General features: G+C 65.3%; 19 protein-coding genes and 1 tRNA gene. 6 read left to right on the plus strand and 14 right to left on the minus strand.

The features are described from left to right. Window positions 1-193 precede the first annotated feature (193 nt). Entirely contained in the window at window positions 194-2,026 is a 1,833-nt protein-coding gene (locus G3N93_RS02410; protein ID WP_206132221.1) for a protease pro-enzyme activation domain-containing protein, read from the plus strand. A gap of 452 nt (window positions 2,027-2,478) precedes the next feature. Next, the gene (locus G3N93_RS02415; protein WP_206132222.1) at window positions 2,479-4,173 is read left to right on the plus strand and encodes a DUF3300 domain-containing protein; all 1,695 of its coding nucleotides are present in this window, start codon (window positions 2,479-2,481) and stop codon (window positions 4,171-4,173) included. 138 nt (window positions 4,174-4,311) lie between these two features. On the opposite strand, the gene G3N93_RS02420 is transcribed toward G3N93_RS02415, so the two are convergent. Next, window positions 4,312-4,962, minus strand: coding sequence for a pyridoxamine 5'-phosphate oxidase family protein (locus tag G3N93_RS02420; RefSeq protein ID WP_206132223.1), 651 nt, complete (start codon window positions 4,960-4,962; stop codon window positions 4,312-4,314). Window positions 4,963-5,259: 297 nt separating this feature from the next. Between G3N93_RS02420 and G3N93_RS02425 the strand changes: the two genes are divergently transcribed. Then, entirely contained in the window at window positions 5,260-6,726 is a 1,467-nt protein-coding gene (locus tag G3N93_RS02425; protein ID WP_206132224.1) for a PLP-dependent aminotransferase family protein, read from the plus strand. A gap of 22 nt (window positions 6,727-6,748) precedes the next feature. Here the strand turns inward: G3N93_RS02425 and G3N93_RS02430 are convergent, their stop codons facing one another. The 7 genes from G3N93_RS02430 to G3N93_RS02460 form a co-directional block, all read right to left on the minus strand. Then, complete coding sequence (locus G3N93_RS02430; RefSeq protein WP_206132225.1) at window positions 6,749-8,299, minus strand: phospholipase D family protein; 1,551 nt, start codon at window positions 8,297-8,299, stop codon at window positions 6,749-6,751. A gap of 257 nt (window positions 8,300-8,556) precedes the next feature. Next, window positions 8,557-8,632 (minus strand) — tRNA-Ile (locus G3N93_RS02435). 129 nt (window positions 8,633-8,761) lie between these two features. Then, window positions 8,762-11,185 (minus strand): RNA polymerase sigma factor RpoD, encoded by a 2,424-nt coding sequence (gene rpoD / locus G3N93_RS02440; protein WP_174937028.1) that lies wholly within the window; start codon window positions 11,183-11,185, stop codon window positions 8,762-8,764. Window positions 11,186-11,273: 88 nt separating this feature from the next. Continuing rightward, a complete protein-coding gene (dnaG, locus tag G3N93_RS02445; RefSeq protein WP_206132226.1) occupies window positions 11,274-13,151 on the minus strand; it encodes a DNA primase in 1,878 nt (625 codons plus the stop codon). 70 nt (window positions 13,152-13,221) lie between these two features. Then, window positions 13,222-13,668 carry a GatB/YqeY domain-containing protein gene (locus G3N93_RS02450; RefSeq protein ID WP_011355800.1) on the minus strand — a complete coding sequence of 149 codons (447 nt, stop codon included), beginning with the start codon at window positions 13,666-13,668 and terminating at the stop codon, window positions 13,222-13,224. A gap of 210 nt (window positions 13,669-13,878) precedes the next feature. After that, window positions 13,879-14,091: a 30S ribosomal protein S21 gene (gene rpsU / locus G3N93_RS02455; RefSeq protein ID WP_006479415.1), complete on the minus strand. Its 213-nt coding sequence runs from the start codon at window positions 14,089-14,091 to the stop codon at window positions 13,879-13,881. Between the two features lie 108 nt (window positions 14,092-14,199). After that, the gene (locus tag G3N93_RS02460; protein WP_206132227.1) at window positions 14,200-15,420 is read right to left on the minus strand and encodes an NAD(P)/FAD-dependent oxidoreductase; all 1,221 of its coding nucleotides are present in this window, start codon (window positions 15,418-15,420) and stop codon (window positions 14,200-14,202) included. A gap of 130 nt (window positions 15,421-15,550) precedes the next feature. Here G3N93_RS02460 and tsaD point away from each other — a divergent pair, with 130 nt between their 5' ends. Then, window positions 15,551-16,591 carry a tRNA (adenosine(37)-N6)-threonylcarbamoyltransferase complex transferase subunit TsaD gene (gene tsaD, locus G3N93_RS02465; protein ID WP_206132228.1) on the plus strand — a complete coding sequence of 347 codons (1,041 nt, stop codon included), beginning with the start codon at window positions 15,551-15,553 and terminating at the stop codon, window positions 16,589-16,591. 92 nt (window positions 16,592-16,683) lie between these two features. Here the strand turns inward: tsaD and folE2 are convergent, their stop codons facing one another. From folE2 to G3N93_RS02485, 4 genes are all read right to left on the minus strand, one after another. After that, window positions 16,684-17,493, minus strand: coding sequence for a GTP cyclohydrolase FolE2 (folE2, locus tag G3N93_RS02470; protein ID WP_006486446.1), 810 nt, complete (start codon window positions 17,491-17,493; stop codon window positions 16,684-16,686). A 154-nt stretch (window positions 17,494-17,647) separates the two neighbouring features. After that, entirely contained in the window at window positions 17,648-19,552 is a 1,905-nt protein-coding gene (dxs, locus tag G3N93_RS02475; RefSeq protein WP_174937014.1) for a 1-deoxy-D-xylulose-5-phosphate synthase, read from the minus strand. A gap of 81 nt (window positions 19,553-19,633) precedes the next feature. Next, entirely contained in the window at window positions 19,634-20,518 is an 885-nt protein-coding gene (locus tag G3N93_RS02480; protein ID WP_069251092.1) for a polyprenyl synthetase family protein, read from the minus strand. After that, window positions 20,515-20,808, minus strand: coding sequence for an exodeoxyribonuclease VII small subunit (locus tag G3N93_RS02485; protein ID WP_174937013.1), 294 nt, complete (start codon window positions 20,806-20,808; stop codon window positions 20,515-20,517). The genes G3N93_RS02480 and G3N93_RS02485 overlap by 4 nt, the downstream gene beginning before the upstream one ends. A 270-nt stretch (window positions 20,809-21,078) precedes the next feature. Here G3N93_RS02485 and G3N93_RS02490 point away from each other — a divergent pair, with 270 nt between their 5' ends. After that, window positions 21,079-22,185, plus strand: a complete 1,107-nt coding sequence (locus tag G3N93_RS02490) for an aromatic ring-hydroxylating dioxygenase subunit alpha (protein ID WP_174937012.1) — start codon at window positions 21,079-21,081, stop codon at window positions 22,183-22,185. A 116-nt stretch (window positions 22,186-22,301) separates the two neighbouring features. Beyond that, on the plus strand, window positions 22,302-23,171 hold the full coding sequence (locus G3N93_RS02495; RefSeq protein ID WP_206132229.1) for a sulfurtransferase: 870 nt from the start codon (window positions 22,302-22,304) through the stop codon (window positions 23,169-23,171). 54 nt (window positions 23,172-23,225) lie between these two features. Here G3N93_RS02495 and G3N93_RS02500 read toward each other — a convergent pair whose 3' ends face one another. Continuing rightward, a complete protein-coding gene (locus G3N93_RS02500; RefSeq protein WP_174937010.1) occupies window positions 23,226-24,101 on the minus strand; it encodes a dienelactone hydrolase family protein in 876 nt (291 codons plus the stop codon). A 423-nt stretch (window positions 24,102-24,524) separates the two neighbouring features. Continuing rightward, the gene (locus G3N93_RS02505; RefSeq protein ID WP_041493352.1) at window positions 24,525-25,859 is read right to left on the minus strand and encodes an NAD(P)/FAD-dependent oxidoreductase; all 1,335 of its coding nucleotides are present in this window, start codon (window positions 25,857-25,859) and stop codon (window positions 24,525-24,527) included. Between the last annotated feature and the right edge of the window lies 1 nt (window position 25,860).

Here is a 25,860-nt window from a genome sequence, read left to right on the forward strand (position 1 = left end):
GACGCAGCCTTCCCGTTACCGCGTTTTCCGTATTTCGCCTCCGGAGAAAAGACACCTTTCCGGATCGGGCGAAAGGCCCTGTCGCGTCCGTGCCATCCGCACGCGTGCGACAGAAATCGGCGGTGCATGACCCGCACCGCTGTCGACCGTTGTTGTTCGTGCTGTTCGATGTTCAACCGGAGGGGTAATTCAAATGAATCAGGTTGCAGACAAGAATCAAAAGCACAATCGCTTCGTCAAGCTCGCCTTCGCCGCCGCAGCCGTCGCGTCGTTCGGCATGGCGACCGCCCACGCCGCGCCTGCGGCCGGCTGGACGGAAACGCACACCAAGGGTTTCCTGCCGCTCGTGCAGCAGAGCGAAGCCGGTACCGCCGGCGCGCCTGCCGCGAGCACGGCTGCCGCTACGGCGGCAGCCGTCGAGATGGCGCCGGGCGAGTCGGTGGACATCGTGCTCGGCCTGAACCTGCGCAACGAGGCGCAACTCGACCAGTATCTGCACGACCTGCATACGCCTGGTTCGCCGCACTACCGGCAGTTCCTCACGCCGGCGCAGTTCGCGGCGCAATATGCGCCGACCGACCAGCAGGTCGCCTCGGTCGTCGCGCACCTCCGCAAGGCAGGCTTCGTGAACATCGTGGTCGCGCCGAACCGCCTGCTGGTTTCCGCGTCCGGTACCGCAGCCACCATCAAGTCCGCGTTCCGCACGACGCTCAAGCGCTTCACGCGCAACGGCCGCAGCGTCTATGCGAATACCGACGCCGCGCAAGTGCCGAACGCGATCGGTGGCGTCGTGGGTTCGGTGCTGGGCCTGCAGAACGTCGAGCTGATGCACACGGGCGCGGGCAGCCAGCCGCAAGGCAACACCAGCAACCTGACGATTCCGGCCGGCGCATCGGCGGTGCCGCACAACCCGACCGAATTCTCGTCGATCTACGGCGGCAACGGCACGCCGACAGCGTCGCAGACCACCGTCGGCATCATCTCCGAAGGCGACCTGTCGCAGACGGTGAGCGACCTCAATACGTTCGCCGCAAACAACAGCCTCGGCACGATCAGCAGCAGCGTCGTGAAGACGGGCCCGTCCGGCAGCTCGTACACCGACACCGACGGCACCGTCGAATGGAACCTCGACAGCCAGTCGATCGTCGGTGCGGCCGGCGGCAGCGTGAAGCAGGTGGTGTTCTACGTCGCACCGTCGATGACGCTCACGGCGATCACCGCCGCGTACAACAAGGCCGTGACCGACAACGTCGCGAAGGTGATCAACGTGTCGCTCGGCGTGTGCGAATCGTCCGCGAACAGCACCGGCTCGCAGGCAACCGACGACACGATCTTCAAGCAGGCGGTCGCGCAAGGGCAGACCTTCTCGGTATCCGCCGGCGACCACGGCGCGTACGAATGTGCGAGCGGCACGCCGTCGCGCTCGACCTACACGGTGAGTGAACCTGCAACGTCGCCGTACGTGATCGCGGTGGGCGGCACGACGCTGTTCACGAATACGTCGACCAACGCGTACAACAGCGAGATCGTCTGGAACGATCCGAGCTGGCAACCGGGCACCGTGTGGTCCACGGGCGGCGGGTACAGCAAGTACGAAGCCGCGCCGTCGTGGCAATCGTCGAGCCTCACGGGATCGACCAAGCGCGCACTGCCTGACGTCGGCTTCGACGCGGACCTGCGCACCGGCGCGATTCTCGTCGTGAACGGCCAGACGTCCGACACGCTGTGGGGCTCGGGCTATCTCAACAACGAAGGCGGCACGAGCCTCGCCGCACCGATCTTCACGGGGATCTGGGCGCGCCTGCAGTCCGCGAACAACAATGCGCTCGGGTTCCCCGCGTCGAGCATCTACAAGTACTTCCCGAGCAACACAGCGCTGCTGCACGACGTCACGTCCGGCAACAACGGAAGCGGCACCTACGGCTACAAGGCGAAGGCCGGATGGGACGCGACGACAGGCTTCGGCAGCGTGAACATCTCGAAGCTGAACACGTTCATCCAGAGCACATCGGATTTCGCACGCTGATGGATCGATGACCGCCCCGGTTCCGCGTGCGCACCGCAGCGCATGCATGGAACCGGATGTGATCGTTTGAACAACCCGCGACGGCCGCACGGCCTTCGCGGGTTTTTTGCGTGCCGCTCACTCTCGTGGAACCGCATCGGGCGTAACGATGCCCTCGCCGACCTTGCAATCGTTGCGCAAGCAACTTTCATGTTCATTACCCGGGCAGTGCTGACCCGCTTACGGACTGCAAGGTACACACACTGTTACACAAGACCCAGACAACTTCCGCACGTGTCGCGCGTTTAACTGGATATATCGATTCGTCGCGGGACAATCACCATGCGAACACGACCTTGCCGCCTGCCCCGACTGATGCCTCCAGAGCAGGTGCAAACGGTCGCGGCACAGTGCTCAAGCCGATCGCGTGGCCCGCGTGCCTGCCAACGCCGACACAACACCGAACGAACAACATGAACAACACACGTGCACACCGCCCCGTCAGAACGCTGATCGCGTCGTCCCTCATCGTGTCGCTGCTCGGCCTCTCGGCCTGCAACAAGAACGGCGACAGCAGCACTGCGGCGCCGACCAGCGACGCGAGCGCGGCCGCGGCGGCCCAGCCCGCGTCGACGCCCGTCGCCTACACACCGCCGACTGCCGACCAGCTCTACCAGATGGTCGCGCCGATCGCACTGTTCCCCGACAAGCTCGTCGCGCTGGTGCTTGCGGGTGCAACCTACCCGGACCAGGTCACGGCCGCCAACAACTGGGTCATGCAGAATCCGTCGTTGAAGGGGCAGGCACTCGCAACCGCGGCCGATACGCAGCCGTGGGACCCGTCCGTCAAGGCATTGACCGCGTTCCCCGCGGTGCTGTCGCAAATGGCGTCGAACCCGGCCTGGACCACGTCGCTCGGCCAGGCTTACTACAACGACCCCACCGACGTGATGAACGCGATCCAGGTGATGCGCCAGCGCGCGCAGACGTCCGGCCATCTCCGTTCGGGCGGCCAGATGCGGGTCACACAAGTCGCGCAGGCCGCACCGACCGGTTACACGCCGGCCACCGATGCGCCCGTGGTCTACGCCGGGCCGGCGATCGTGCCGCCGCCCGCGCAGGCCATCGAGATCGAATCCGCACAGCCCGACGTCGTCTATGTCCCGTCTTACAACCCGACGGTCGTCTACGGCGAGCCGGTTTCGTCCTACCCCGGTTACGAGTATCGGCCGCCTTCATACAGCACGGGTGAAGTCGTTGCCGCCGGCGTGATCACGTTCGGCGTCGGCATCGCCGTCGGCGCCGCGATCTTCGGGCACCACGACTGGGGCTGGCATGCATGGGGCATGAACTGGGGCGCGCCGCGGCCGGAAGGCCCCGGCTGGCACGGCGGCTGGCAGCGCCCGGCCGTGGTGTACAACCACACCACGTACGTGTCGAAATCGACCACCGTGATCAACAACATCACCAACATCCGCAACACGCGGATCACGAACAACTACGGCGGCAACGTCACCAACAACACGACGATCGAACGCAACACGATGCAGCCGGGCGCGGAGCCGATGCGCGGACAGGCGATGGAGCAACGCCCGGGCGCCGTGCCGATGACGATGCCGCACTTCGGCGCGAACGATACGCGCTCCGGCGCGCGGCCGTCGCCCGACGCATTCGCGCAGAATCGCGCGAACGAACCGCATGCAGAAGCACCCGCGCAACATGCGCCCGGTGCGATGCACGACGAGCGGCAGCAGGCAATGCAGCAGGAGCACGTCGCGCAGGAAAATCGTGCAGCCTCGCAGCAGCAGCAATTGCAGCAACAACAGCGCAACGAGGCTCAGCAGCAACGCGAGGCGACGCAACAGCACAACGCGGCACAGCAGCAGCAACGCGCGGAAATGCAGCAACACAACGCGGCGGAGCAACAGCAGCGCGAGGAGATGCAGCAACGCAATGCGGAGCAGCAACGGCAGCGTGAAGCAATGCAGCAACGCAACGAAGCGCAGCAGCAAGTGCACAAGGAAACGCCGCCGCGCAGCGAAGCGCAACCGCAGGAACGCGCGGCCCCGCAGCCGCGGCAACCGGCCGCCGAGCACGCGCCCGCACCGCGTCCGCACCCTGAGGAGCCGCATCCGCCGCACGACACGCATGAGCATCGCGCCGAGTAAAGCGCACCCCGTCACGGCAGCGCGGCATTCGCGCTGCCGGCCGGCGAAACCCGCGTCTCGCTGCCATGCCGAGGCAACAGGGCGCACAACGTCGTACACCGCCGTTTTCCACGATACCGCGCGGCCCCGCCGCGCAACTCACTCGGCCCAGTTGCGAACGTAGTCCGGCACCGGCATGTTGCCGTCGGCATGAACCGGCGCGCCGCGCGTCGCCTTCAGCGGCAGGATGCCCGTCCAGACAGCGAGCGCAAGATCTTCTTCCTTGTCGGACGGCATTGAATCGCTGACTTTTACAGCGGCTTCCGCAAGGGCAATCCGCAGCACGCTGGTCGCATTGAGTTCCTTCTCGTTGCCAGGCCGCGCGTCATGCTTGCGACCGGGCGCGATCTTGTCCATCAATGCATCCAGGGCGACCAGCTTGTCCACACTGCCCTCCACCATCTCGAACCGCCCGTAGATCACCGCGGATCGATAATTCATCGAATGGTTGAAGGCCGACCTGGCCAACACGAGACCGTCCAGCAACGTAATCGCGACGGTGGCCTGCGCACCGGCCGACAGCGCCTTGATCATCCGGCTGCCGTTGGACCCGTGAATATAGAGGTCATCGCCCCGTCTCCAGTGCGCGGTCGGGATGCAGTGCGTGTCCTCGCCCGCACCGAACGCGATGTGGCAGACGTAGGCCTCGTCCACGATGCGATGAAGCATCTCGCGATCGTGGCTTGCCAGTTCCGGCAGGCGGCGAATGGTGGTGCGGGATGTGGGAGAGATGACGGTCTGGTCTTTCATGTTTCGTTTTCCTGTTTGCGCGCCCTTGTGCGCATCGAGCCGCTCGCGCATTCGCTCGGAATATCTTTGCACTCCGAATCTAATCGAATCGGAGATGTTCGACTTCCACGCCTGAACGACCGGTCGATCGGCCCATCGACAATCGCTCGCCAAATCGATCAAAATACGCGCGTGCCGCTATCCGCGACGATCGCCGAGAATGCCCGCGCACCGGCCGGCACCGCGAGAACGTGAACGATACGATGCGCGTCGAATCTTCAAAAGAACCAGCTCAACGAAAAATTCTAGAACCAGCCCATGGATCTCGCGCTGCTCATCTCCTCGCTTTCCAGACAGGACGGCACGACACGACACAGCCAGCAGGAAGCCCTCTACCGGAGCCTGCGCAACATGCTGCTGGACGGACATATCCCGCCCGGCACGCGGCTCGTGTCGACGCGTGTGCCCGCGGCTGAGCTGGGTATCGCGCGCAACCCGGCGGACTATGCGTACGCCCGTCTTGCCGAGGAAGGCTTCGTGGCAGGCACGCGCAACGGCACGATCACGTTATGGGACGGATGCGGCCGGTCTGGCGCAGGGCTTGAAAGCGGCCCGGCCCCGGTTCAATTGTCCGAGCGCGTGCACGGGCTGGAGAACACCAACCCCGAACCCGAACGCATGCTGCCGTTCGTCCCCGGCCTCCCTTCTCTCGATGAATTCCCGGTTGCCCAATGGCGCCGTTGTATCGAGCGCGCGTGGAGAGTCATCAAGCCCGCGCAGCTCGCCTACGGCCCGGTCGAAGGGCTGCCCGAATTGCGGCGTGCCGTGGCCGCCTACATCCGGGTCTCGCGAGGCGTGCGCTGCGAAACCGGCCAGGTATTCATCACCGACGGCACGCAAGGCAGCCTCGAACTGTGCGCGCGCATGCTGGCGAATCCCGGTGAATACGGCTGGCTCGAGAACCCCTGCTACAACGGCGCCCGAACCGCATTCCGCTCGACCGGCCTAGATCTCGTGCCGATCGAGGTCGACCACGAAGGAATGGCGCCAACCGACGAACAGTGGCGTACCCGGCCGCCCCGGCTGATCTATACGACACCGTCGCACCAATACCCGCTCGGCGCGCTGATGAGCCCCCAGCGGCGCGCGGCGCTCGTCGAGCACGCACGTGCATGCGGCGCGTGGATCATCGAGGACGATTACGACAGCGAGTTCCGCCTCGGCGGCCAGCCGCTGCCCGCGATCCAGGGCCTGCATGCCGACGCACCGGTCTGCTATCTCGGCACCTTCAGCAAGACGATGTTTCCTGCCCTTCGGCTCGGCTTCATGGTGGTTCCGCCGATTCTGGTCGACCGCTTCACCCGCACGCTGCGCGAACTCGTCCATCGCGGCCACTCGGCCGATCAACTGGCGATGGCCGAATTCATCGACACGGGCCTCTTTGCGCGACACCTGCGCAGGATGAGGATGCTGTATGCCGAGCGACGGAGCAGCCTCGAGGCGGCACTCGCCCGCCACCTCGGCACCGTGCTGAGCGTTCGCGAAAGCCCGGGCGGCATGCATCTGTCGGCGGATCTCGCGCTGCCGCTGCACGATACCGATGTCGCTCGCGCGGCAGCCGCGCATGGCCTGCTGCTTCAGCCGCTGAGCAGCTATCGAGTCGGCGAAGGCCGGCCGTACAACGGCTTCGTGCTGGGTTACTCCGGGCTGAACGACACGACGATCGAGGCCGCGACGATGCAGCTCGCGGCCGTCATCGAGCAGCACGGCCGCACGTGTCGCTGAATATCACACGCGGCATCGTCGCTCACAGTTGCGATTCGATCGGAAACAGCCCGAGGAACCAGACTTCCATCCGCCGCGCGGCGGACACTTCCGGTTCGCGATCGAGCTCGGTGACCTTGCCGTCCGAATCGGTCTGAATCCACTTGAGCTGCCCGTTGCCCGCCGGATCGGTCCTCGGCTCGACGCGCCACGCGATTCGATCGAGCCGTGCCTCCAGATCGTTGGCCACCTGCGACGCAATCGCCGGGCTCTCGCAGTAAACGCCGATCTCCGTATTGAGGTTCAGCGAGCGCGGATCGAGATTCATCGACCCGATGAAAATGCTCTTGTGATCGAACACGTAGGTCTTCGCATGCAGCGACGCACGCGACGACCCGATGATGACCTGCTTCGAAATGCTCTTGTCGCCCGACGGCCGCCGCTCGTAAAGCCGCACGCCGGCGGCGACGAGATCGCTTCGATAGTGCCGGTAGCCCGCATGCACGGCCGCCACGTCGGTCGACGCAAGCGAGTTGGTCAGCACCGTCACGCGCACGCCGCGCGCCGTGAGCGCGTGCAGCCGCTCGACGACTTCCTTGCCCGGCACGAAATACGGCGACACGATCAGCAGATCATGTTCGGGCTGCAACGCGAGTGCCCGCAACTGCGGCATCAGGTGGCCGTCGCTGTCCTTCGGTGCGTGCGCGATCTTCGACGGATCGTCGTACAGCACCGTCGCGTGGCCCCACGACAATTCCGTGCCCTGCCCATGAACGATCCGGTCAAGCCGCTGCCTGGCCTCGAGCACGTACGGGTTGTCCTCCATGGCCCTGAGGTAGTCGCGTAACCGTTCGCGCTCGCGGTCCAGCCCGCCCGGCGCCGCGTCATGCCCGACCAGCGCACTGATCGGATACGCGTACGGGGAATTCCAGAACGTATCGAATTCGGTCGAGATGTTCTTCACGACCGGGCCGTGAACGACGACGTCGAGATCGCCGAACTCCAGCATCGACGATGCGCCGAAATACTCGTCGCCGATATTGCGGCCACCGACGATCGCCGCCTGGTTGTCCGCGATCATCGCCTTGTTGTGCATGCGCCGATTGACGCGCGAGAACTCGAACACCGTGCCGATCTTCTTGAACCGGCGTGTAGCGACCGGATTGAACAGCCGGATCTCGATGTTCGGATGCGAACTGATCTCGAGCAGCTTGCGGTCGTCCGCGTTCGTGCCGAGGTCGTCGAGCAGCGCACGGACGCGCACGCCGCGATCGGCCGCGCGAATGATCGCGTCGGCCAGTTCATGCCCGGTCAGGTCGTCGTGCCAGATGTAGTACTGAAGGTCGAGCGAGCGATCTGCGCGATCGGCCAGCAGCACACGCGCATCCAGCGCGTCGACCGGATCGGTCAGCAGATGAAACGCGTCCTGCCCCGGATGCGTACTGGCCTGCTGCTGGAACGCGACACCCAGCCGCGTGTTGTCCGTATCGGTGTACGCGTGCGTCGGCACGCGCTCGGCCTGCGGCGGCAGGCTCGCGCATGCAACGAGCGCCAGCAACGAGAGAATCGCACCCCACGAACGCAGCATGGTCATGATTGCCGTCCCACTCCCGGCCGAAGTCTGTTTTTTCTTGCCGCCGAATGGCTCGCGGGGCTGTTTGGCTTTCTTTCGGCCGCAACCGATGTCGCGTCTGGAACGGCCGCGCTACAGCATACTTCGATTGACTGCGACGCGGCACCCTCTCGGTACTTTCCTGATCCTGACGCTCATCACGCGTCCACGCAAAGAAAAACCCGCGAGGCATGAAGCCATCGCGGGTTTTCGGCATGCGCAATCGCGCGCATGAAATCTGGTGGGCCCGGCGGGGTTCGAACCCGCGACCAATCGATTATGAGTCGACTGCTCTAACCGCTGAGCTACAAGCCCTGATGAGAAGCGAAGCGTGTCACACGCCGCCCCGACGAAGAAGCCGGGCCGGCATTGTAACAACAAAGGAGACAAACGCCACCGGTATCACGCGGATACCGGCGGCGTTCGCAGGAGAGACGCTGGAAATCAGTTCCCTTCGAGGAACGACTTCAGCTTGTCGGAACGGCTGGGGTGACGCAGCTTGCGCAGCGCCTTGGCCTCGATCTGACGGATCCGCTCACGCGTGACGTCGAACTGCTTGCCGACTTCCTCGAGCGTGTGGTCGGTGCTCATCTCGATACCGAAGCGCATCCGCAGCACCTTCGCCTCGCGCGGCGTCAGCGAATCGAGCACGTCCTTCACGACGTCGCGCATGCTCGCATGCAGCGCGGCATCCGCCGGCGCGACCGTGTTGGTGTCCTCGATGAAGTCGCCGAGATGGGAATCGTCGTCGTCACCGATCGGCGTTTCCATCGAGATCGGCTCCTTCGCGATCTTCATGATCTTGCGGATCTTGTCTTCCGGCATCTCCATCTTCTCGGCAAGCGTTGCCGGATCCGGCTCGAGACCGGTTTCCTGCAGGATCTGCCGCGAGATGCGGTTCATCTTGTTGATCGTCTCGATCATGTGAACCGGAATACGGATCGTGCGCGCCTGGTCCGCGATCGAGCGCGTGATGGCCTGACGGATCCACCACGTCGCATAGGTCGAGAACTTGTAGCCGCGACGGTATTCGAACTTGTCCACCGCCTTCATCAGGCCGATGTTGCCTTCCTGGATCAGGTCGAGGAACTGCAGGCCACGGTTCGTGTACTTCTTCGCGATCGAGATCACGAGACGCAGGTTCGCCTCGGTCATTTCGCGCTTCGCCTGGCGCGCCTTCAGTTCGCCGGCCGCCATCTGGCGGTTGGTTTCCTTCAGGTCCTTCAGCGGGAGCACGACGCGCGCCTGCAGGTCGAGCAGGCGCTGCTGCTGTTCGCGGATCGCCGGAACGTTACGCGACAGCACCGCGCTGTACGAATGGCCTTCGGCCATGATCTTCTCGGACCAGTCGAGGTCGGTTTCGCTGCCCGGGAAGCGCGCGATGAATTCCGAGCGCGGCATGCCGCACTTGTCGACGACGATGTGCAGGATCTGACGCTCGACCTGACGCACTTCGTCCACCTGCGCACGCAGCGTGTCGCACAGGCGTTCGACGGTACGCGCGGTGAAGCGGATCGTCATCAGTTCGGTCTGGATCGTTTCCTGCGCCTTCAGGTAGGCCTTCGACTTGTAGCCTTCCTTTTCGAACGCGCGGCGCATCTTGTCGAACCACTCGCTGATCTGCGAGAACTTGTCGAGCGAGGCACGCTTGAGGGCTTCGAGCTGGGCGGCGTTGGCCGATGCCTGCGCGGCACCGTCATCTTCCTCCTCTTCCTCTTCTTCCTCTTCCTCTTCGGCTTCCTCGTCCTCGTTCTCGATGGCTTCCGCTTCCTTCGCGGAGAAGCCGTCGGTATCGGCGGAGTCCGAAGCATTCGGATCGAGCAGGCCGTCGACGAGCTCGTCGACGCGGATCTCTTCGTTCGCGACGCGTTCGGCCATCGCGAGGATGTCGGCGATCGTCGTCGGGCACGCGGAGATGGCCATCACCATGTGGCGCAGGCCGTCCTCGATCCGCTTCGCGATCTCGATTTCGCCTTCGCGCGTGAGCAGCTCGACCGTGCCCATTTCACGCATGTACATCCGGACCGGATCGGTCGTACGGCCGAATTCCGAATCGACGGTGGACAGCGCAACTTCCGCTTCCTCTTCGACTTCATCGTCCGACGACGCAGCGGGCGCGTTGTCGTTCAAGAGCAGCGTTTCCGCGTCCGGCGCCTGCTCGTAGACCGCCACGCCCATATCGTTGAACGTGCCGATGATGCCTTCGAGGGCTTCGGTCTCGGTGAAGTTGTCCGGCAGGTGGTCGTTGATTTCGGCGTACGTCAGGAAGCCGCGCTCCTTGCCGAGCTTGATCAGCGCGCGCAGTTTCACGCGGCGCTCTTCGAGCTCCTCGGCCGTACCCGGCGTGCTCGTCGCGAACGCTTCCTTCAGTAGCGCCTTTTCCTTGGCGCGACGGTCGCGCACCTTGGATTTGCCCGGTGCAGCCGCTGCTGCTGCTGCGGGCTGCTCGTCGCTCTGATTTGCGTCGTCTTCGACGGATACTTCGTTCAGCTTTTTGGTCATGGAGTTCGCCGTACCGGCTATATCGACTCGCGGCTGCTGGACGACAGCCGGTTGAACCGTGGGTGCATGAGTAGTACGTACTGCCGTTTCGTCCGCGGCGACAGTCGTGTCCCTTGCGCTTTTCGCACTTGCCCGCTTCGCCGCCGGCTTGGCCGGCCCGGAGTCGGGTCTGGCGGCAGCCCGTGTTCTGGCTGCCGGCGCCGGCGCAGCCTGAGCAGTGCCGGCCACGGTTTTCTTTCCTGCAGGGGCTGACGTGGCTGAAGACGTTGTCCTGGTGGAAGAAGCAGACTTGGCCGCTGTGACCTTTTTGGTCGGCTCCGTCGAGCCCTTGCCTGCTGCTTTCTTTCCGCCTGTCGTCTTTGCCATCGCGATTCTCGCCTCTGCTTAGAAAACAAACCGCTGGAAACCTTATATTATAGCACGCTGGGGAACCCTCTCTAAGCTCCCCGGCCGCCTACAGCCCGAGCCGACGCTTCATGTCGGTTCGCTGCTGGTTCAATTCCGTCAATTCGGCCAATTCCTCGGGTGTGAAGGTGGATTGCCGCGCCAGCCTGTCAAGCCGGTCGCAGCAGGCGTCGTAACGCATCTTGAGCACCGCCGCCTGCAGTTCCTCCCCCGCGATCCGTTCCTGTTCACGCTGCCGCTCGGGCACCGTCTCGTCTTCCGGATTCTGTAACAGCAAGTCGCGGACGTTTTCATCATAGTCCAGAATTTCGCGGAAGATTTCCTCGTAAGTCGCTCCATTGGAGGACGTCCGCAGGACATCCGACAGCAGCCGGAACTCCGCGCCGTCGCCCAGCGCGCGCGCATGATCGACGACTTCCGCGAACAGTTCGCCGATGCGCGGCAACGCGCGCAGGGTCGCAAGCTGCTCGTCGTCGAGCTGCGACGCGATGCGCGGATGCATCACCAGCGTGCGCAGCGCACGCTTTTCGCTGTCCGTCACGCGGCGCCGCTCGCTGCGCGGGGGCGCCTGGCGCGGCGGCGCCGCGATCCGCGTATCGACGTCGGACAGCCCCGCGACCTCTTCGAACGGGATATCGAGGCGGTCGGCGAACATGTGCATGATCTGCGCGCGCAACGCATTCGCGGGCAGCGCCTGCAACAACGGCTTCGCATCGAACAGCGCCTTCGCGCGGCCTTCCGGCTGATCGAGCGCCTTGCCGGAAATTGCTTCGTTCAGCAGAAATTGCGACAACGGCATCGCGCGCTCGACCTGCTCGGAGAACGCATCCTCGCCGAACTCGCGCACATAGCTGTCCGGATCGTGCTCGGCCGGCAGAAAAAGGAACCGGATCGTGCGGTTGTCCCCCGCATGCGGCAGGCAAGCCTCGAGCGCACGCCGGGCCGCACGCCGCCCGGCCGAATCACCGTCGAAACTGAAAATGACCGTATCGGTCTGGCGCAGCAGCTTCTGCACGTGAATCGGCGTGCACGCGGTGCCGAGCGTCGCAACCGCGTTCGGGAACCCGAGCTGCGCGAGCGCGACGACGTCCATGTAGCCTTCGACGACCAGCACGTACTTGCGCTCGCGAATCGCGAGCCGCGCCTCGAACAGGCCGTACAGCTCGCTGCCCTTGTTGAACAGCGGGGTTTCGGGCGAATTCAGGTACTTCGGCTCGCCGCTGCCGAGCACGCGCCCGCCGAAGCCGATCACCTGCCCCTTCACGTTGCGGATCGGGAACATGATCCGCTCGCGGAACCGGTCGTAGCGGCGCGCAACGCCCTGCGCATCGGTCTTCTCGCTGACGATCACGAGCCCCGACTCGACGAGCGACTCGTCGCGATAGTCCGGGAACGCGGCTTCGAGGTTCTGCCAGCCGTCCGGCGCGTAGCCGAGCCCGAAGCGTGCGGCGATCTCGCCGGTCAGGCCCCGGTTCTTCAGGTACTGGATCGCGACGGTCGCGCCGCGCAATTGCTTGCGGTAGTAGTCGCACGCGGCGGTCATTGCATCGGACAGCGCGGTCGCGACCGATTTCGACACTGGCGCCGGATAGTCGCCGCCACCGCCTCCGCCCCCACCGCCGCCACGCATCGACGGCTCGTGCGGCACGGTCAGGCCGACGGACTGCGCGAGATCCTGCACGGCCTCCGGGAACGTGAGCCCCGCGTGTTCCATCAGGAAGCCGATCGCCGTGCCGTGAGCCCCGCAACCGAAGCAATGATAGAACTGCTTGGTCGGGCTGACCGTAAACGACGGGCTTTTCTCGTTATGGAACGGGCACAGCCCCATGAAGTTGGCGCCGCCCTTCTTGAGCTGCACGTACTTGCCCACCACGTCGACGATATCGACGCGGTTCAGCAAGTCCTGCAGGAACGAATGCGGAATCACCGTGGGATCGAGCGAAAAAAGACAATACGACACCCCGGCGCACGCACCGCGCGCGCCGGGGAAACAGGTGTTACTTCGTGAGCGCGGCCTTGACCAGCGCGGAAATGGCCGTCATGTCGGCACGGCCGGCGAGCTTGCCCTTCAGCACGCCCATCACCTTGCCCATGTCCTGCGGGCCGGCGGCGCCGGTCTGCGCGACCGCAGCCTGGACTTCGGCGGCCACCTCGGCCTCCGACAGCTGCTCGGGCATGTAGCCGCCCAGCACGACCAGTTCGGCCTGCTCCTTCGCGACGAGGTCGTCACGGCCGGCTGCCTGGAACTGGCTGATCGAATCCTTGCGCTGCTTGATCATCTTGTCGATCACGGCCGTGATGCCCGCGTCGTCGAGGGTGATCTGATCGTCGACTTCGCGCTGCTTGATCGCGGCCATCAGCAGGCGAATCGTTGCCAGGCGCTCGCTTTCCTTCGCGCGCATCGCGGCCTTCATGTCTTCGCTGATCTGCTCTTTCAAACTCATCTTTCACCCGGGAAGGAAACGTGAATCCGACGCCCGCCAACAGGGCGTCAACACAAAAACCCGCTTGGGACAGTGTCTCAAGCGGGTTGCTCGAATCCGGCATCGGCGGCTCGCCTGATCAGTCGCACGATCATGCTCGATCTTTCGCGATCACCCAATCGCACGGAATCGCCAGTGCGCCGCTCAACGAACCGTGCGGCGCCCAATCGTTCAGTACAGCTTCTTCGGCAGCGTTTGGCTACGGATACGCTTGTAATGACGCTTCACCGCAGCAGCCTTCTTGCGCTTGCGCTCCGCGGTCGGCTTCTCGTAAAACTCGCGCGCACGAAGTTCGGTCAACAGACCGTTCTTCTCGATCGTGCGCTTGAAGCGACGCATTGCAACTTCGAACGGCTCGTTCTCTTTAACGCGAATGATCGTCATGATCCGACACGAATAAAGGTTTGCAAGGGAAAGACTACCGAGTATAGCAGAGCGATTGCCTAAAGGCACGGGGCCTGGTCCCGCCAAAACGGCGTCGGCCCTGCCCCGTCAGGCGCCGCGCGAATACTCCGCCGCGGCCTGTCCGGCGGCCGTGCCGGACGCCCACGCCCACTGGAAGTTGTAGCCGCCGAGCCAGCCCGTCACGTCCACTGCCTCACCGACGAAGAACAGCCCCGGCACGCGCGCGCTCATCATCGTCGCCGACGACAGGTCGCGTGTATCGACCCCACCCTTCGTCACTTCGGCCTTCTTGTAGCCCTCGGTGCCGTTCGGCGTCAGCGTCCAGCCCGACAGCGCGTCGCCGATCTGGCGCAGCGTCTTGTCGGGCAGGTCCGCGAGCCGCGCATCGGCCGCGACGCGGTGGGTGTCGAGCCACGCATGCGCGAGGCGCGACGGCACCCAGTCCGCGAGCAGCGAACCGATCTGGCGCTTTGACGTGCGCTTCGCGTCGAGCAGGTCGGCCACCGTGTCGCGCTGCGGCAGCAGATCGACGCGGATCGGGTCGCCAGGCTGCCAGTAACTCGAAATCTGCAGGATCCCGGGCCCGGACAGGCCGCGATGGGTCAGCAGCAGGTCCTCGACGAATTCGCCGCCGCGCTTCTTGTCGCCGGTCGATACGCGCACCTCGAGCGAGACGCCGGACAACGCCGCGAACGGCTCCCAGTCCTGCTGGGCGAACGTCAACGGTACGAGCGCGGGCCGCGTATCGATGAGCTTGTGACCGAACTGCTTGGCGATCCGGTAGCCGAAGTCGGTTGCGCCGATCTTCGGGATCGACAGGCCGCCGGTCGCGATGATCAGTGCGCGCGCACCGATCGTCCCCGCCTGCTGCGTGTCGAGCGTGAAGCCGTCGGCCGGCGTGTGGCGCACCGCCTCAACGACGACAGGACGGCGCCACGCGATGCCGCCCGCATCGCACTCGTGCTTCAGCACGTCGATGACCGCGTCGCTGCCGTGGTCGCAAAAGAGCTGGCCCTTGTGCTTTTCGTGCCAGGTCACGTGATGGCGCTTGAGCAGCCCGAGGAAGTCGCGCGGCGTGTAGCGCGCCAGCGCCGAGCGCGCGAAATGCGGATTCGACGACAGATAGTTGTCGGGGCCGGCGTACAGGTTCGTGAAGTTGCAGCGGCCGCCGCCCGAGATGCGGATCTTCTCGGCGAGCCGCGGTGCGTGATCGATCAGCACGACGCGGCGGCCAAGCTGCCCGGCAACCGCGGCGCTCATCATCCCGGCCGCGCCCGCGCCGATCACGGCGATGTCATAAGTTTCCATGGCGCGGATTGTACCTGCCCGGCATCGGGCCCGGGCCGCGGCCAGCGGCAGCGGGCCCTCGCCTGCTATACTTTCCGGTTACGTTGACCTTCCTGCGGCGCGCCCGAGACGGCGTGCCCTGCCCGTACCCATGCTCGTTCTCGGCATCGAAAGCTCCTGTGACGAAACCGGCCTCGCGCTCTACGACACGCAGCGCGGCCTGCTCGCGCACGCGCTCCACTCGCAGATCGCCATGCACCGCGAATACGGCGGCGTCGTGCCCGAGCTCGCATCGCGCGACCACATCCGCCGCGCGCTACCGCTGCTCGAGGAAGTGATGGCGCAAAGCGGCACGCACCGCGACGACATCGACGCGATCGCGTTCACGCAGGGCCCCGGCCTTGCCGGCGCGCTGCTGGTCGGCGCGAGCATCGCGAATGCGCTCGCCCTCGCCTGGAACAAGCCGACCGTCGGCATCCATCATCTCGAAGGTCACCTGCTGTCACCGCTGCTCGTCGACCAGCCGCCGCCATTCCCGTTTGTCGCGCTGCTGGTGTCCGGCGGCCACACGCAATTGATGCGCGTGACCGACGTCGGCGTGTACGAGACGCTCGGCGAAACGCTCGACGACGCGGCCGGCGAAGCGTTCGACAAGACAGCCAAGCTGATCGGCCTCGGCTACCCGGGCGGCCCGGAAGTATCGAAGCTCGCCGAAACCGGCACGCCGGGTGCGGTCGTACTGCCACGCCCGATGCTGCATTCGGGCGACCTCGACTTCAGCTTCAGCGGCCTGAAGACGGCCGTGCTCACGCAGATGAAGAAGTTCGAAGCGGCGAAGCTCGACGGTGAAGCACTCGAACGCGCAAAGGCCGACCTGGCGCGCGGCTTCGTCGACGCGGCGGTCGACGTGCTCGTCGCCAAGTCGCTCGCCGCACTGAAGAAGACGAAGCTCAAGCGCCTCGTGGTCGCGGGCGGTGTCGGCGCGAACCGCCAGTTGCGCGCCGCGCTGTCGGCCGCCGCGACCAAGCGCGGCTTCGATGTGCACTACCCCGATCTCGCGCTCTGCACCGACAACGGCGCGATGATCGCGCTCGCAGGCGCATTGCGGCTCGGCCGCTGGCCCGAGCAGGCGAGCGCCGACTACGCATTCACGGTGAAGCCGCGCTGGGATCTCGCATCGCTCGCACACTGAGCCATGCGACGCGACGCAACGTCGCACCGGCAAACAAAAAGGCCGCTCGTTCGAGCGGCCTTTTTTCATCGGCGCGACAAAACGCCGCAGCGTTATGCAGCCTGTCGCTTGTCGCGTTCGATCAACGCATACGCGCTGTGATTGTGGATCGACTCGAAGTTCTCAGCTTCGAGTACGTACGCCACCACACGCTCGTCCGCGTCGAGACGCTGCGCGACGTCACGCACGAGATCCTCGACGAACTTCGGGTTCTCGTACGCACGCTCGGTGACGAACTTCTCGTCCGGACGCTTCAACAGGCCCCACAGCTCGCACGACGCCTCTTCCTCCGCGATGCGGATCAGCGCCTCGACCGGCAGGTCGGCCGCGAGCTCCGCGTCGATCGTCACGTGCGAACGCTGGTTGTGCGCGCCGTACTGCGAGATCTTCTTCGAGCACGGGCACAGGCTCGTCACGGGCACGAGCACCTTCAGGAACAGACGCGTGTCGCCGTTGCGGCTTTCGCCCGCGAGCGTCACTTCATAATCGAGCAGGCTCTGCACGCCCGACACCGGCGCCGTCTTGTTCACGAAGTACGGGAACGTGACCTCGATGCGACCGGCTTCGGCTTCCAGCTTCTCGAGCATCGACGCGAGCATTGCGCGGAAACGCTCGACCGTCAGCGGTGCACGGTTCTCTTCGAGCAGCGCGACGAAGCGCGACATGTGCGTGCCCTTCTGGTCGGCCGGCAGGCGGACATCGAGGTTCCAGACACCGACGGTCGGCTGCACGTCGCCGCTTTCGGTACACACCGTCAACGGATGCCGGACCGCCTTCACGCCCACGCGCTGAATCGGAATCTGGCGGGTATCCACCGTGCTCTGCACGTCGGGCATCACGAAGGCGGGATTCATCTGGTTCATCTTGTTCAATCCTTGTAAGCCGCGCGTTCGACGACGCGCACGCCGCGTCATGCGGCAGCCGGAAAAGCAACATGGGCCCGCAGGCCCATGTTTTCCGCATCAATGAAGACCGGTTGCGCCAGTCGCACCGACACCGCCCGCAGGCGGCGCCAGCTTATGCGACGCGCTTCGCCTGACCGGCGACGTCGGCCGCCGGATTCAGAAAGCGTTCGCGAATCGATTTCGCGATACCCGCGCCGTCGAGGCCGCATTGCGACAGCAGCTTCGCGGGGTCGCCGTGATCGATGAACAGGTCAGGGAGGCCCAATTGTAGTACGGGTCGGATAACCCCACTCTCCATCAGGGCTTCCACGCAGGCCGAGCCCGCGCCGCCCATCACGCAGCCTTCCTCGACCGTGACGAGGTAGTCGTGCGTCTCGGCGAGTTCACGCACGAGCGCCGCATCGACCGGCTTCACGAAGCGCATGTTCGCGACGGTTGCATCGAGTTCCTCGGCCGCGGCGAGCGACGGTGCGACCATCGTGCCGAATGCGAGGATCGCAACGCGCTTGCCTTCCGGCTGCGACGTCTGGCGACGCACTTCACCCTTGCCGAGCGGGATCTCGGTGAATTCCTTCACCGTCGCCACGCCCGTGCCCGCGCCGCGCGGATAGCGCACGGCGGTCGGGTTCGGCTGCTGCAGCGCCGTGTGCAGCATCTGGCGGCATTCGTTCTCGTCGGACGCAGCCATGATCGTCATGTTCGGGATGCAGCGCATGAACGCGAGATCGTACGCGCCCGCGTGCGTCGCGCCGTCGGCGCCGACGAGGCCCGCGCGGTCGATTGCAAACACGACCGGCAGGTTCTGCAGCGCGACGTCGTGGATCAGCTGGTCGTAAGCACGCTGCAGGAACGTCGAGTAGATCGCGACGACCGGCTTGAGGCCTTCGGTTGCCATGCCGCCCGCGAACGTCACCGCGTGCTGCTCGGCGATGCCGACGTCGTAATAGCGATCCTTGAAGCGCTTCTCGAACTCGACCATGCCCGAGCCTTCACGCATCGCCGGCGTGATGCCGACGACACGCGTGTCGCGCTCGGCTTCATCGCACAGCCACTCGCCGAACACCTGCGTGTACGTCTTCTTCGCGGGCGTGGTCGACGGCTTGATGCCTTCGGCCGGGTTGAACTTGCCGGGGCCGTGATAAAGCACGGGATCCGCTTCGGCGAGCTTGTAGCCCTGGCCTTTCTTCGTCACCACGTGCAGGAATTGCGGGCCGCGCAGTTCGCGGATGTTCTGCAGCGTCGGGATCAGCGAATCGAGATCGTGACCGTCGATCGGGCCGATGTAGTTGAAGCCGAACTCTTCGAACAGCGTGGCCGGCACGACCATGCCCTTCGCGTGCTCTTCGAGCTTGCGTGCGAGTTCGAGCACCGGCGGTGCAACGCTCAACACGCGCTCGACGCCCGCGCGCGCAGCCGCATAGAAGCGGCCCGACATCAGGCGTGCGAGATGGCGATTCAGCGCGCCGACCGGCGGCGAGATCGACATGTCGTTGTCGTTCAGGATCACGAGCACTTTCGCGTCTTCCGACACGCCCGCGTTGTTCATCGCCTCGAACGCCATGCCGGCCGTCATCGCGCCGTCGCCGATCACGGCGATCGAGAAGCGGTCGTCGCCGTTCAGCTGACTGCCGATCGCCATGCCGAGCGCGGCCGAGATCGACGTGCTCGAGTGCGCGGTGCCGAACGTGTCGTATTCGGATTCGCTGCGACGCGGGAAGCCCGAGATGCCGTCCTGCTGGCGCAGCGAATGCATCTGGTCGCGGCGACCCGTCAGGATCTTGTGCGGGTAGGTCTGGTGGCCCACGTCCCAGACGATCCGATCGTTCGGCGTGTTGAACACGTAGTGCAACGCGATCGTCAGCTCGACCGTCCCGAGGTTGGACGACAAATGGCCGCCCGTCTTCGACACACTGTCGAGCACGAACGCGCGCAGTTCATCCGCGAGCGGTTGAAGTTGGCGACGATCGAGGCGGCGCAAATCCGCCGGGTCGTCGATGGTTTTCAGCAAGTCGTACATCGTCGTTCCATTGTAGGAAATCAAACGCGCCCGCATTCTGTTGCACGCACCGTAGCATGTGCGCGGCGGCGGGCTTTCGCGTCAGCTGACCCGGTTCACTACCAGGTCGGCAAGTTCGGCGAGACGCTGTGCGCGTGCGCCGAACGGTTTCAGCGCGTCGTGCGCTTCGGCGCGCAGTTGCGCTGCGAGCTCGCGCGACGCCTCGAGGCCGAGGATCGATACATAGGTCGGCTTGTCGTTCGCCGCATCCTTGCCGGCCGTCTTGCCGAGCGTCGCCGAATCGGTCGTGACGTCGAGAATGTCGTCGACGACCTGGAAGGCCAGACCCACGGCCCCCGCGTACACATCGAGCGCAGCCATCGTTTCCGCGGACGGCGTCTCGCCGGCCAGCGCGCCCATCCGCACGGCCGCGCGCAACAGTGCGCCCGTCTTCATCCGGTGCATCGTCTCGAGCTGCTCGCGCGTCAGCTTGAGGCCGACGCTCGCCAGGTCGATCGCCTGCCCGCCGGCCATGCCGATCGAGCCGCTTGCCAGCGCCAGCTCGCGCACGAGCGCAGCCTGCTGCACCGGCGACAGCGCAGCGGCGTCGGTCAGCGCAACGAACGCCTGCGACTGCAGCGCGTCACCGACCAGCAGTGCCGTCGGCTCGTCGTACTGCACGTGCACGGTCGGCTTGCCGCGACGCAGCGCGTCGTCGTCCATGCACGGCATGTCGTCGTGCACGAGCGAGTAGACGTGGATCATCTCCAGTGCCGCTGCCGCCGCATTGCGCGCTGCTTCCGTCGCGCCGGTCAGTTCGCCTGCTGCATGGCACAGCAGCGGGCGAACGCGTTTGCCGCCGCCGAGGACCGCATAGCGCATCGCCTCGTGGAGTTTCTCCGGCACCGCGGTTTCAGCGGGCAAATAGTGGCCGAGTGCGTCCTCGACACGGTCAAGCACAGACCGCATCCATTGTTCGAATGTCATAGATCGTCGTCTTCGCCGTCCGTGGCGGCCGTTCCGGACGAAAGCGGCTTCAGCGTCGCGCCGTCGAGCACGCGAACCTGCTGCTCCACTTTCTCGAGCTGCTGTTGGCAAAACGCAACGAGGGTCGCACCGCGGCGATACGCCGTCAGTGAATCCTCGAGGCTCAGCGCGCCGCCTTCCATCCGGGTAACCAGCGTCTCGAGTTCCGCGAGCGCCATCTCGTAATTGTCCGGCAACGGTTCGGTGCCATTGCCGGGCGGCGTGGCGCCTGGGGATGCGGTTTTCGCCATGGACGAGGGTGTCAAATTTCAAAACAAGTCGGACATTCTACGGCAAAAGAGAATTTTCCGACCTGCCGTCTTGGCACCCGGGTCCATATTCCGGCCCCATCTTCGACACACATTGTGCGCCTTCCGATTGTCGCCCGACAAAAAATTGACACAAATCAGGCACTTAATCCTAGCCTTGCGAGGCGAACCGGGTATAATTCCCCGTTTCCCTAAATCGATTTTTCGATGGTTGGGTTGTTCACTGCTTTCACGCTAACACCGGGAGTGGGAATGTCCAATCTGAGCGACGCGCTTCAGTTGAAGTCGGCTCACAGCCAGCTTCCAGTCACTGCATATTTCGATGAGGCGCTACTCGAGCGCGAGATCGAAACCCTCTTCAAGAAAGGACCTCGTTACGTCGGGCACGAGTTGATGGTGCCCGAGGCGGGGGATTATTTTGCGCTGCCGTCCGAGAAGGAAGGCCGCGTGCTGGTCCGCAACCAGGCGAACCAGATCGAACTGCTGTCGAACGTCTGCCGCCACCGGCAGGCGATCATGCTCAACGGGCGCGGCCACACGCAGAACATCGTGTGCCCGCTGCACCGCTGGACGTACGATCTGGAAGGCGAGTTGCTCGGCGCGCCGCACTTCCCCGACAAGCCGTGCCTGAACCTCGGCAAGAGCCCGCTGCAGAACTGGCAGGGGCTGCTGTTCGAGGCCGAAGGCAGGAATGTCGCGCGCGACCTCGCCAACCTCGGCACGAAGCATCACTTCGACTTCTCCGAGTACCACTTCGATCACGTCGAAGTGCACGAGTGCGACTACAACTGGAAGACGTTCATCGAGGTCTACCTCGAGGATTACCACGTCGTCCCGTTCCACCCGGGCCTCGGCAGCTTCGTGTCGTGCGACGACCTCAATTGGGAGTTCGGCGACTGGTACAGCGTGCAGACGGTCGGCGTGCACAACGCCCTTGCGAAACCGGGCAGCGCGACTTACCAGAAATGGCACGAGCAGGTGCTGAAGTTCCGCAACGGCGTGCCGCCGGAGTTCGGCGCGATCTGGATGGTCTACTACCCGGGCCTGATGATCGAGTGGTATCCGCACGTGCTCGTCGTGTCGTGGCTGATTCCGCAAGGCCCGCAGAAGACGACCAACATCGTCGAGTTCTATTACCCCGAGGAAATCGCGCTGTTCGAACGCGAATTCGTCGAGGCGGAACGCGCCGCCTATATGGAAACGGCCGTCGAGGACGACGAGATCGCGATGCGGATGGACGCAGGCCGCCGTGCGCTGATGGCACGCGGCGAGTCGCAGGTCGGCCCGTACCAGAGCCCGATGGAAGACGGCATGCAGCACTTCCACGAGTTCCTGCGCCGCCACCTCGGCGACATCTGACAACCGGTGCGGCGCTTTGACGCTGCATGGCATCCGGCAGACGAAAAGACGGGCTTCGGCCCGTCTTTTTTGTTTAGACTTGGAATGTCAGGCCATTCGCACTCCAGGGAGCCGTCATGCCACACACTCACTACACCACGCTCATCTCCGCCGCCAATCTCGCCGAGCGCCTGGCGGCGGCGCCCGGCAGCGTCGCGCTGTTCGACTGCCGCTTCGATCTCGCCGATCCCGCTGCCGGCGAAGCCGCGTATGCGGCCGGCCATCTCCCCGGCGCCCAGTACCTCCATCTCGACCGCGACCTGTCAGGCCGCAAGACGGGCACCAACGGCCGCCACCCACTGCCGACCCGCGACGCACTCGCCACGCTGCTCGCGAGCCGCGGCCTCAAGCAGGGCCAGCAGGTCGTCGCGTACGATGCACAAGGCGGCGCCTATGCGGCGCGCCTGTGGTGGCTGCTGCGCTGGCTGGGCCACGATTCGGTTGCCGTGCTCGACGGCGGCCTGCAGGCCTGGGAGGCAGCCGGCCAGCCGCTGGCAACCGACGCACCGAAACCGGCCGCTGGCGATTTCCGCGCGGCGGCGCCGCTCGAATCGACGGTCGACGCAGCAGCCGTGCTCGCCAATGTGAATGCACCCACGCGTGTCGTGATCGATGCGCGCGCACCCGATCGCTACCGCGGCGAAAACGAAACGATCGATCGCGTGGGCGGCCACATCCCCGGCGCACGCAACCGCTTCTTCAAGGACAACCTGACCGCCGACGGCCGCTTCAAGACCGGCCATGAACTGCGCGAGGCGTTTTCCGCCGTGCTGGCAGGCACCGAACCGAACCGCGTGATCCTGCAATGCGGCTCCGGTGTCACCGCATGCCACAACGCGCTTGCGCTGGAGGTTGCGGGCCTGCACGGCGCGTCGCTGTATCCGGGCTCGTGGAGCGAATGGAGCGCCGACCCGTCGCGGCCGATCGCAACCGGCCCGACGCCGTAAGCGCCGACGCGGCGCAGTCGTAACGAAGCGGCGGCATGTGCCGCCGCTTGCCGTTTACATCACGCCGTAGTGGCGGAGCCACGCGATCGCGCGCTTCCAGCTCTCTTCCGCATCGGCCTTCACATAGCTCGGCCGGTAATCGGCAAAGAACGCGTGACCGGCATCCGGATACACGACGATCTCCGATTCGCGCGCGAGCTTCGAATCGCTCGCCTGGATCGCCTTGCGCATGTCCGCAAGCGAAGCCTGCGTGATGTTCGCATCCTTCTCGCCATACAGCCCGAGCACCGGCACCTTCAGCATCGATGCATGATCGACCGGGTTGAACGGCGTCATCTCGTCGGTCTTGCCTTCGACGAACCCGTACCATGCGACGGCCGCACGCACGTGCGGATTGTGCTCCGCGTACAGCCAGCTCTGGCGGCCGCCCCAGCAGAACCCGACCACGCCGAGACGCGACAGGTCGCCGCCGTTCTTGCCGGCCCACGCGACGGTCGCATCGAGATCCTCGGTCACCTGCCGGTCCGGCACCTTGCTGACGATGTGCTCGACCAGATCCTTGATCGTCGGATACTTCGCCGCATTGCCCTGCCGCGCGAACAGGTCCGGCGCGATCGCGAGATAGCCGAGCTTCGCGAAGCGGCGGCAGACATCGGCGATGTGCGCGTGCACGCCGAAGATCTCGTGGATCACGATGACGACCGGCAGGTTCGTCTTGTCCTTCGGTTGTGCGCGATACGCGGGCACGCTCGCGTCGCCCGAGCGGATCTCGACGGTGTCGACGTCCAGCCCTTCGCTGTCGGTCGTGACCGTCTGCGCCGACACGGGCAGCACGGCCGCCGCGAAGGCACCGCCCAGCGCGGCCTGCATGAACTTGCGGCGCGAGAACGGAACGTGGGGAACCAGGCTGTCGACTTCGGGTTTCAACATGAATGCACTCCTCGATTGGGCGCCGCCGTCACGATCACGGACACGGCATGACGGGGCATCGCGCCGGCGCGCGGCGCGGATGCTGCGGCGGTTGGCACCCCGCCGCAAACGGAAACCCGGACACGATGCCTAATAATCCGTTGTCACGTCAACTGTCGGATATGTAAGACTCGATTACGGCGTGTTGATTCGACACGTCGATCGTCACGCAAAAAACCGCCGGCGGCCCGTCGAATCGCGATGCAACAAACCGCCTGTCGATCGCCGTTGCGCGATCGGATGCTTGCGAATTGAAACGAAAAGCACGCGGTCGATATTGCCCGTCACGCGCAGGCACGGCAGCCCGGCTACCCGCAATGAACAACGGGCGAAGACTGCGCACGACGTGCGCACTCCCCGCCCGCTTCCCGCGCGAACGCGCGCTCAGTGCAGCTTGACGCGCGGCAGCGTCGTGCGCCGCAGCCAGTGCGCGACCGTGTCGAGCATCATCCGCGGATAGCCGTGCAGCGCGGCGATGTGCATCCGGTACAGCGACATGTACATGAAGCGTGCGAACAGCCCTTCGATCAGCATGTTGCCGCCGATCAGCCCGCCCATCAGGTTGCCGACCGCGCTGAAATGGCCGAGCGACACGAGCGAGCCGAGGTCGCGATACGTGAATTCGGGCAGCGGGCGCCCGTCGAGCCGGCAGCCGATTGCCTTCAGCAGGAAGTTCGCCTGCTGGTGCGCAGCCTGCGCGCGCGGCGGCACGTTGCGCTCGTTGCCGGGCCATGCACAAGCCGCACAATCGCCTAGCGCGAACACGTTGTCGTCGGTAAAGGTCTGCAGCGTGCGGCGCACGTCGAGCTGGCCGAGCTTGTTGACCTGGAGACCATCGAGATTGGCGAGCACGGACGGCGCCTTGATGCCCGCGGCCCAGACCGTCAGGTCGGCACGCACCGTCTTGCCGCTCGCCGTATGGACGGCCCCGGGCGCCACCTCGGTCACGCGCTCGGCGAGCATCAGCCGCACGCCGATCTTTTCGAGCAGTTCGGCTGTCGCCGACGACACGCGCTCCGGCAACGCCGGGAGGATCCGCGGCCCCGATTCGATCAGCACGATGCCGACGTCGTGCCGCGGGTCGAGCTTGTGCAGCCCGTAGGCCGACAACACCTGCGCGGTGTTGCGCAGTTCCGCGGACAGCTCGACGCCGGTCGCGCCGCCGCCGACGATCGCGACCTGGATGCGCGGCTCGGCCGCTTCACCCGGCGCGGTCGGCGCCGGCGGCTGATGCTCGGCGCGCATGCACGCGGCGATCAGCCGCTTGCGGAAGCGCTCGGCTTCGCCAACGGTGTCGAGCGCGATCGCGTTTTCCGCCGCGCCCTGCACGCCGAAGAAGTGAGTCGTGCTGCCGATCGCAATCACGAGCGTGTCATATTCCAGCTCGCGCGCCGGCAACAGCTCCTCGCCGTCGCTGTCGTTGATGGGCGACAGCGTGATGCGCTTCGCCGCGCGGTCGAGCCCGGTCAGCCCGCCCTGCTGGAATTCGAAGCCGTGCCAGCGCGCCTGCGCCGCGTACTCGAGCTCCTGCGTGAACGGGTCCATGCTGCCGGCCGCGACCTCGTGCAGCAGCGGTTTCCAGATGTGGGTCGGATTGCGGTCGACGAGCGTGACAAGCGCCCGCGCAGAACGATTACCGCGCGCGCCGTAACGGTCGCCGAGCCGCGTCGCCAGTTCCAGGCCGCCCGCGCCTCCGCCTACGATGATGATCCGATGCATC

It is taken from the genome of Burkholderia sp. Se-20378, from assembly GCF_017104665.1.
Taxonomy (GTDB): domain Bacteria; phylum Pseudomonadota; class Gammaproteobacteria; order Burkholderiales; family Burkholderiaceae; genus Burkholderia; species Burkholderia lata.